Below are 8634 nucleotides of genomic sequence, written 5' to 3'. Positions count from 1 at the left end.
CCAAGCAAGCCGCCGAGGTCGTCGACAAGACGACCTCTGCGGCCGAGTTGGTCACTCACCTCGACGTCAGCCAATACTGCCGTGCTGATCCCATTCCCCATTGGCACGACTCTAAACCGTTCGAACCGATGCTCCGGGCGATCCTCCTGAAGGAACTCGAAGACGCGTCCGATGGCTGGCTCCATCGGACGCTCGACAGTGACCCTCAACTTGCTGACGCTCTTGGCTTCAATCCCAACGACACACCCTCACGAAGCACGATCTCTCGGGCACAGACTAACCGGTTTGCGGACCTCCAATCGACGATCGAGACCGCTACTCGTCAGATCCAAGCGTTGGCCGCTGAACGCGGCAGTCCCATCGGGACACCGTACGAAGACAGCGCTTCGGAGGAGCCGACAGGCTCCTCGAAGCGCACAGTCAACCGTCTCATTCGGGGGAAAACACGTGACCTCCTCGACGAACTCCGGACAGTCGTGTTGCCTGCCTTCGAGTTTGATCGGCCTGATGACCCGGTTTACGACGACGAGGAACTCCTGATGCTGGAGGCCTGTCTCGGGGTGACAGGCACCGCCGCTAACGGCGGTGCCGAAACCTACGGCGATTTCGTCAATCCTGACCCGGATCTCGACGATCCCTTCTACGAGGATGGACCGAGTGGAGAGACGCTTCTGGAGGCGATCAAGGACCTTTCACCGACACAAATCGCGGAGATGGTCAATCGAGGCGCGGCCCGCGTCTTGACGCGGGCCAAGCCTCGCTTGGAGTTCGAGACGCCTGTCATGCTGTCGATCGACATAACCTACGTCGCTTTCTACGGGGAGCGTGAGGAACTCGTACGTGTCCAGGGTGCGCCAAAGGACAAGTCCTACGACTGGTGCTACAAGTTCGCAACCGCGAACGTTGTTGGAGACAACGTTCACTTCGCAGCTGCGATGCTTCCAGTTGGGCACGCCGATTATCACGATCCAGAGAGCTATCCTGGCGAGGACAAGAGTTACCGAGTCGGCGACGTTGTTCGCCGACTCGTCGACCACGTCAGCGACGTCTGTCGGGTTCATACGCGGCGCCTCTACGCTGATCGGGAATTCTACGCCACGGACGTATTTTCGGTGCTTGAACAGCGAGACCTTTTCTACGTGATCCCGGCACCGCGCGATGACCGCGTCAAGCGGTTCATCGCGCGCATGGACGAGGATGTAGAGGGACAAAAGCAAGTGACAGTCAAATCCGAGCACGCGGTGTATGGGCCGGTAAAACACGGTGACACCAACACCAGAGCCGAGACAACGCTCGTCGGACTCCCGCCAGACGAGGACCGCGACGAGGTGCAGGTATTTGCGACCAATCTCGACGTAAACGACGAGATTGGTCTTGACCGTCGCTTGACGAAAAAGCAGATCAATCGCTACAGACGCCGAGGCGGGATTGAAACGGCTTATAGCAAGGTCAAGGAGTTCGCACCGTGGACGACGTCGACGAACTTTTCTGTCCGGTTATTCCACTTCGGCTTTGCAGTCCTGCTGTACGATCTGTGGCTGCTCGTGGACTTCCTCGTCCAGACGTTGATTGACGTCATCGAGTTTCGCACGAAACCGCGGGTGACCGCCCCGCGGTTTCGTGCGTTCCTCCAGAGGGAGGTGAGCGCATTGCTGTAGATCCCGCTCTGTGCTTGCCCTTCCCGAGAGACATCATTGTCTAAATCGACTGATTATACCGTTCTCGCCCACCAGACCGCCACTCACCACCCGTGAGTGGCGATCGTGATTCCTTGATCGGCCTGTATTCTGGACCGATTCCAACCGACAGACGCGAATCTCGTGCACGGATTTTGGGGTATTCGCAGCACCACNGTGATTCCTTGATCGGCCTGTATTCTGGACCGATTCCAACCGACAGACGCGAATCTCGTGCACGGATTTTGGGGTATTCGCAGCACCACCAGGCGCATTCGATATAGCGAATATTAATTCATCCACCGTGCTGCAGGGGAGCAGTGGGCCAAAACGTCAGCGTTACAGCGGCTCGCCGGCCAGTCCGAGTATGGAAGTTCCGTGCGTCCGTGTCGCGCGTGAAGCCGGCGAAGCGACGCGTACGACGCTCGCCGACGCGGATCTGATCGACGACGACTACGAAATCGCCGTCGAAGACGGCTGGCTCTACATTCCGGTAACCGATCCCGACCCCGTTCAGGCGGTGCTCGAGGACGGCGAGATCGTCCCCCGAACGGTCGACGAACGCGACACGCAGACGACGCCTGCCGATCTCCTCGCGTTCGAGCCATCCTACGAACGACTCGGCAGGGCCGCGCTCATCGACGAAGACGATTCCGAGCGCGCACGCGAAATCGCAGATGCCATCCTCGAGTCCGATCTCCCCGTCGGGACGGTGCTGAACAAGGCTTCGAAGGTCAAAGGCGAGACGCGCGTCCGTGACTGGGAACTGCTCGCAGGCGAGGACACGGAGGTCGTCCACCGCGAGTATGGCTGTGAGTTTCTGCTGGACTTGGCGGAAGTCTACTTTTCGCCGCGGCTCGCGACCGAGCGCCACCGGGTCGCCGAGCAAGTCGAAACGGGCGAGCACGCCTTCGATATGTTCGCCGGCGTCGGCCCGTTCGCCATCCCGTTCGCGAACCGCGGTGCGGAGTGTGTCGGCGTGGACATCAACGACGACGCGATCGACTACCTGCGCGAGAACGCCCGCCGAAACGGGGTCGAAGACCGTGTAACGGCGATCAACGACGACGTTCGCGACGTCGCCACTGACTACGAGGACTGGGCTGACCACATCGTGATGAATCTCCCCCACAGCGCCGACGAATTCCTCGAGGCGGCCGTGACGCTCGCCGGCGACGATTGTGTCCTCCACTACTACGATATCCAGCACGAAGACGATCCGTTCGGACCGGGCGAACGCGCGATCCGTGCGGCCGCCGAGCCCGAGTATGACGTGACCGTCGAGACGCGCCACACTGTCCGGTCGTACGCCCCCCACGAGCTGAACGTGTGTCTGGACGTGCGCCTCGAGCGCTGATCTGTTAGCCGGTGGCTCGGAACTCGTTCACACGACTGGATCGATTCGCAACCCTTATGCCTGGTATCGACCCTACGAATGAATGCAATCGCGCCGGTGTAGCTCAGACTGGCAGAGCGAATCCTTCGTAAGGATTAGGTCGAGGGTTCAAATCCCTCCACCGGCTTATTTTCCAGCGAACAATCTCGTGAGCCGGAAGTATGCCAGAGGAATTTGAATCAGAGAGGAGCTTCGCTCCGACCGTGGTTCCCATTCCTCCACCGGCTTCCTTCTATACGATCGATACTGGCCTTCTCGTGCCTGACGGGATCCTCGTCCTTCCCTGACTTACTCCGTGGATTCAGCGACTGCTGTCGTTCTCGAGGATCTTGTAGTGCTGGTCGACGATCCTGCAGAGGGCGACTCGGACACCACCCAGACGGAACGTAGGGTATACGGACTCGTTTGAGGTATCCGCGACGAATCGGCCGCTGTATCCAGCTACACGCTTGTTTTTGACGAGCTAATGGATTAGAATTGAATCACGACGGTATCAAGACGAGATGATAAACCACAAATAGCGATATGAAATCGGTTGGCTGTATCAGTGTGGCCAATGGAGTCGAGCGACAGCAGGCTCAAGAGCGCTCACCAAGGTCACCGCAGTGATCAGCGACCGGGAAGCAGGAACTCGCCTTCGATCACCAGCGGACGACCGGACGCTGAACCACGGATTGTAGTTGCTCGTTTATCGAAGCGGAGCGAAGCTATGCCGTCGCAAATCAGTTACGAACACTCGAGACCAGAGACTGTCGACGAAGACAACCGAAAAGGCTCGCGGCGAACGCGGCCCAGTCAGTCCGCTAGCGGCGATTCGGTCCCGCGGACGCTGTCGACGATGACGTCGCCGTCGGGCCGGGAGGCGAGCCAGAAGAGTTTGTAGGCGTCGACCGACCGCTCGAAGGTCACGTCCGGTTCGGAGCCGACGGCGACCTTCCGGAGCGTCCATTTGAACACGGCGTCTTCGGCCTTCCGGTGGGTCTGTGCGTCGGAGAGTTCCGAGGGGATCACGAGCACGTCGTCGACCGCTCGCGTCTGCGTCTCCGGGAACGTGTCGGCCCGCACAGCCAGCCGACGTGCGCGATCGACGGTGACGACGTAATCGATGTCGCGGTCCGTGATCACTGGCCGTTCGATCGTTGCGACCGCGTCGTAGACGCGGTATGGATATGCGACAGCACCGACGCGGCCGCTCGAGTCGACGTCCTCACGCGCGACCGACGGTGTGATGACCGGCAGCTCGGTACGCTCGTGGCGATCCCCTGTGGCATCGTCCGGTGGTTTCGGCGGGCGACGTGGCGTGCTCATTTAGTCGTCCTCCTCGTCCCAGTAGTCGGTCGCGTCGACGTGGGCGCGGATGGTGTCGGTCTCCGTGACAGCCTTCGGTGAGACGTCGCGACCACCGTCGGTGACGTAGTCGGGCGCGCCGGTCGGACTCTCGCCACTCGAGAGCGCCGAGAGGGGTTTGTCGAACACGTTGAAGTGGTCGTCGACACCCTCGGGCGGGCGCGTAACGAGCGAGACGACGATGAGTGTCGTCGTCGAGAGAATAAAGGCAGGGAAGAGCCCGTAAACGCCCACCAGCCCGGTAAGGAATGGGGACGCGTCGACTGCACTCTGGAGCCCGAGCACGCCAAGGAGTGCCGACAGTTGCGTCCACAGGAACATCGTCGCCGTGCCGACGATCATGCTCGCGACCGATCCTTTGGCGGTGACGCGTTTCCACCACAGCGACGCGATCAGCGTCGGGCCGATGGCCGCACCGAGGCCGCCCCAGGCGTAGTCGAGGACGAGCGTGTAGATGGGAGTGTCTTTCGCGATGTAGGCGAAGGCGATACTCGCCGCCCCGAGTACGAGCGTGACGACCTGTGAGTAGCGCACGAGTTTCGCCTGGCTCGCGTTCGGGTTGACGTAGCCGTGGTAGACGTCTTCGACGATGGCGCTGGTCGCGACGAGCAGCTGCGAGTCGGCGCTCGACATCATCGCGGCGAGGGCCGCCGCCAGGATGATTCCCGCGATCGCGCCGGGGAAGAACTCGAGCGTGAGCATCGGCATGACGTTGTTCGGATCCTCGATGCCGCCCTGGCCGAACGCGACCAGCGCGTACAGCCCGACGAAGCCGGCCCCGATGTAGGCGACGAACATGAACAGCTGAGCGACCAGCGCCGCCAGCCGGATGTTCTTGACCTCGTCGATCCCCATGAAGCGCACCATGACGTGTGGGTTGCCGGGAATGCCGAGCCCGATCGCGGCGTAGCTGATGATACCGAAAATCGCCGCCCAACCAGTCATTCCGGCCGTGACGCTCGTATATGAACTCCCGACCGACGCGAGATCGTTGAACGGCAGCCCGTAGTTGGTAAACGCCAGGATCGGCAGGACGATAAAGGCGAGCAGGATGATCGCGCCCTGGAAGTAATCGGACCACGCGACGGCGAAGTAGCCGCCGAGCATGGTGTAGCCGACGACGATGACGCCGCCGCCGAGGATGCCAACCAGCGGTTCGACGCCGGTGAGCACCTCGAGTAGCGTCCCAGCGGCGACGATCTGTGCGCCCACGTAGCCGCCCTCGAAGATCATCAGGACAACCGCCGAGACGCCCTTGACGAGTCCGGTGTCGTCCTGCAGGCGCGTCTCGAAGAACGTCGGTAGCGTGACCGCTTTCACGATCTCGGTGTATTTCCGAAGGCGTTTTGCGAGTCCGGCCCAGGCAAACAGGTCGGCGGGAATCATCCCGAGCCCGTTGTAAAAGGCCATCACGCCCGTCCCGAAGGCGTCGCTCGGGACACCGAGCGTGAGCCAGCCGCTCATCTCGGAGGCCCGTTCGGAAAAGCCCGTGACGACCGGGCCGACGCTTCGGCCGCCGATGACGTAGTCGTCGACGGTGTCCATAAGCCGAGAGGAGTAGAGCCCGATCCCGAGCAGGACGAGGAGATACGCCGCGAACGTTCCGAGGACCCACGCGCCGGCCGAGCCGGCGAGTCCGCTACTGGGCATACTCGCGCTCCTCGTATTGCTCTCGCAGTCGTTTTTCGCGCCGTCCTTCCCAAACGTAGTACACGCCGAGCATCACCAGATACACGACGAAGGGGCCGAACAGCCACACGAGATCGACCGAACTATTCGCAGGCATTACCGTCGTGTCGACACCTCCCGGATATAAGCGCGTCGAGGGAGGACGCGGTCGAACTGTTAGACGGACTCCTGTCAGTCAGTGCCGGCGCACCCGCGACCTGTCCTGCGGGCACGCCGGCCACTCGAGACAGCAGACCGTATCAGCCCCTCGATCGCTAATAGAACGCGGATACGGCGAGGACGACGGCCAGCCCAAGGACGGGATAGTCGACTCGCGAGAACGCAAGCGCCGGGAGCGTGGGGTTCCACGCGAAACACCGCGCCCGCAGCGCGAGCGAGAGTCGGTCGGCCCGATCGAATGCGCGCGTGACGCCGAGCATGCCGACCGTGCTAGCGCGGTCGACAACGCTTCGTTCGGTTCCCAGTCGGGCGGCCATCGCCTCGCGGATCGTCCGCAGATCGCCACGAAGAACGGGGAGAAACCGGAAGACGAGCGCGACGCCGACGCCGAGGAGCTGGCCCGGCTTCCCGGGGATCGTCCGCTGGATCGCCGCTCGAGAGTGCCGCACCGGCGTCGATCGGACGTAGGCGGCACTGACGAGCAGGATAAGCAGCACCCGGTAGCTTGCCAGCCCCGACGCGACGGCGGCCAACCGGTCGAACCAGGGTGGACCGACGGTGACGCCCGCAAGCAGCGGCGCGAGCGCGAGGACGACCAGCGCGAGCCGGTAGGAGACGAGGGTCCGGCGAAGCGACAGCCGCGCTGTGGCCATCGCGACCGCCGTCAGGACTGAGAAGGCGATGAGCGCACGCGGCGTCGTATGCGCCAGTGCGGTAGCGGCGAATCCGATCTGGACCGCCAGCTTGGCTCGCGGATCGAGCCGATGTGCAAGGCTCTCGTCTGGTTCGTAGGTCAGCATCGTGTGGTATCCGGCACGCGTACCTCGAGCCCGTCGAGTTCGTCCAGTGCATCCGCAGGCGGGCCATCGACGGCGACGCGGCCGTCGTGCATGGCGATCACCCGGTCGGCGAGTTCGCACACGTCCCGAAGATCGTGGGTGGCGAGCAGGACGCCGGTTCCGTCGGCCGACAGCGACGCGAGGCGCTCGAGGACCGAGCGGCGCGCAGGCTCGTCCAGTCCAGTAAAGGGTTCGTCGAGGACGAGGTGGGTCGGCTCCATCGCGAGCGCACCCGCAATCGCCACGCGTGACTGCTCACCGCCCGAGAGGGCGTCGATGCGCTCGTCTTCGTGGCCGGCCATGTTCACCGCCTCGAGCGCGGCCGCGACGCGGCGGTCGATCTCCGCGCGGTCGAGCCCGAGGTTTTCGGGGCCGAAGGCGACGTCAGCGCCGACGGTCGCGGCGACGAACTGGTCGCGGGGGTGCTGGAAGACCATACCGACGCTCGAGCGGGCGGCGATCAGGTCCTCGGCGACCGGCGTGCCGTCGACGAGCACCTCGCCAGCGTCTGGCTCGAGGAGGCCATTGGAGTGGCGCAACAGTGTCGTCTTCCCGCTGCCGTTGGCTCCCGCCAACAGGACGAACTCGCCGGCGTCGATCGACAGCGAAACGTCCTCGAGGACGGGGACATCGTCGAACGCGTGGGAGACAGACCGAAACTCGATCATTGGTGCTGTGTGGGCTGGGGACCGCTCATGTGGTGATGCGTCCGGCCTCGACGATAGCGACCACGGCCGCGATCTTGATGAGGTCGCCCGGAATAAACGGCACGACGCCGAGTTCGAGTGCTTTGACCGTACTGAGCTCGAGAACGTATCCGAGCCAGGCCGCCCCGAGCAAGTAGATAACGGTCAGCGCCGTGAGCAGCGTCACGACGAGGGCCGGCCGCGACAGGTCGGCGGGATCGCCGGTCTCGCTTCGCCAGTGGACGACGGCTCCAATCAACAGGGCCGCAATCGGATACGACCAGAGATAGCCGGCGCTATCGCCGACGAGGACCCCGAGTCCGGCGGCACGTTCGGCGAAGACGGGGAGTCCGACCGCGCCGGCGGTCAGGTACAGCAGGAGCGAGAACGCACCCCAGTACGGGCCGAGGTAGAGCCCTGCGAGATAGACGACGATCACTCCAAGGGATATGGATATCGGCGAGAACGGGATCGGGATCGATCCGACAAAGACGGTCGCCGCCATCAGCGCTGCGAGGACGGCCGCCCGCGCGAAGGGCTTGACGACGTCGTCGTCGACGAGTTCGACTGAATGCTGATCCGTTGCCATACCTCCGCTCTCTCGTAAACCGGGATGAAAACTTCGGTTTCCGAGACGGGGTGTGATCGAAGCGAGATGTGCTTGCAGGCGGCCGCCGGCTCTGTCAGTATCCAGAAACCGGCGCGAAACAGGATGCTTCCTCTCAGCTTCACTGACGGTTTCGATCGATCTGCGACACGTCAGCAACGGCGGATTCGGGCGTCAATCGGCCGTCTACAACCGTCGAACGCGTAACAGGCCGCAGTAATAGCTGGTTGTCTCG

The 8634-nt window shown here is 62.9% G+C and carries 8 protein-coding genes and 1 tRNA gene; 3 read left to right on the top strand and 6 right to left on the bottom strand.

All coding sequences use genetic code 11. The annotated features are described in order from the left end of the window. Positions 1–47 precede the first annotated feature (47 nt). The 3 genes from C476_RS07855 (at position 48) to C476_RS07845 (ending at position 3199) form a co-directional block, all read left to right on the top strand. Entirely contained in the window at positions 48–1658 is a 1611-nt protein-coding gene (locus tag C476_RS07855; protein WP_083857037.1) for a transposase, read from the top strand. Between the two features lie 385 nt (positions 1659–2043). Further along, a complete protein-coding gene (locus tag C476_RS07850; protein WP_008011644.1) occupies positions 2044–3033 on the top strand; it encodes a class I SAM-dependent methyltransferase in 990 nt (329 codons plus the stop codon). A 92-nt stretch (positions 3034–3125) separates the two neighbouring features. Beyond that, positions 3126–3199, top strand: a tRNA-Thr gene (locus tag C476_RS07845). Positions 3200–3867: 668 nt separating this feature from the next. Here C476_RS07845 and C476_RS07840 read toward each other — a convergent pair. From C476_RS07840 to C476_RS07820, 6 genes are all read right to left on the bottom strand, one after another. Then, the gene (locus C476_RS07840; protein ID WP_008011641.1) at positions 3868–4380 is read right to left on the bottom strand and encodes a hypothetical protein; all 513 of its coding nucleotides are present in this window, start codon (positions 4378–4380) and stop codon (positions 3868–3870) included. Then, the gene (locus C476_RS07835) at positions 4381–6069 is read right to left on the bottom strand and encodes a sodium/proline symporter (RefSeq protein WP_008011639.1); all 1689 of its coding nucleotides are present in this window, start codon (positions 6067–6069) and stop codon (positions 4381–4383) included. It lies immediately after the preceding gene. Beyond that, positions 6059–6205 carry a hypothetical protein gene (locus C476_RS18925; protein ID WP_008011637.1) on the bottom strand — a complete coding sequence of 49 codons (147 nt, stop codon included), beginning with the start codon at positions 6203–6205 and terminating at the stop codon, positions 6059–6061. Before C476_RS18925 ends, C476_RS07835 begins: the two co-directional genes overlap by 11 nt. 157 nt (positions 6206–6362) lie before the next feature. Continuing rightward, positions 6363–7067 (bottom strand): energy-coupling factor transporter transmembrane component T family protein, encoded by a 705-nt coding sequence (locus C476_RS07830; RefSeq protein WP_008011636.1) that lies wholly within the window; start codon positions 7065–7067, stop codon positions 6363–6365. After that, entirely contained in the window at positions 7061–7774 is a 714-nt protein-coding gene (locus tag C476_RS07825; RefSeq protein ID WP_008011634.1) for an energy-coupling factor ABC transporter ATP-binding protein, read from the bottom strand. Before C476_RS07825 ends, C476_RS07830 begins: the two co-directional genes overlap by 7 nt. A gap of 25 nt (positions 7775–7799) precedes the next feature. Then, entirely contained in the window at positions 7800–8381 is a 582-nt protein-coding gene (locus tag C476_RS07820; RefSeq protein ID WP_008011632.1) for a biotin transporter BioY, read from the bottom strand. Between the last annotated feature and the right edge of the window lie 253 nt (positions 8382–8634).

This window comes from Natrinema limicola JCM 13563 (genome assembly GCF_000337475.1).
Taxonomy (GTDB): domain Archaea; phylum Halobacteriota; class Halobacteria; order Halobacteriales; family Natrialbaceae; genus Natrinema; species Natrinema limicola.
This window is presented reverse-complemented; position numbering and strand designations above follow the sequence as displayed.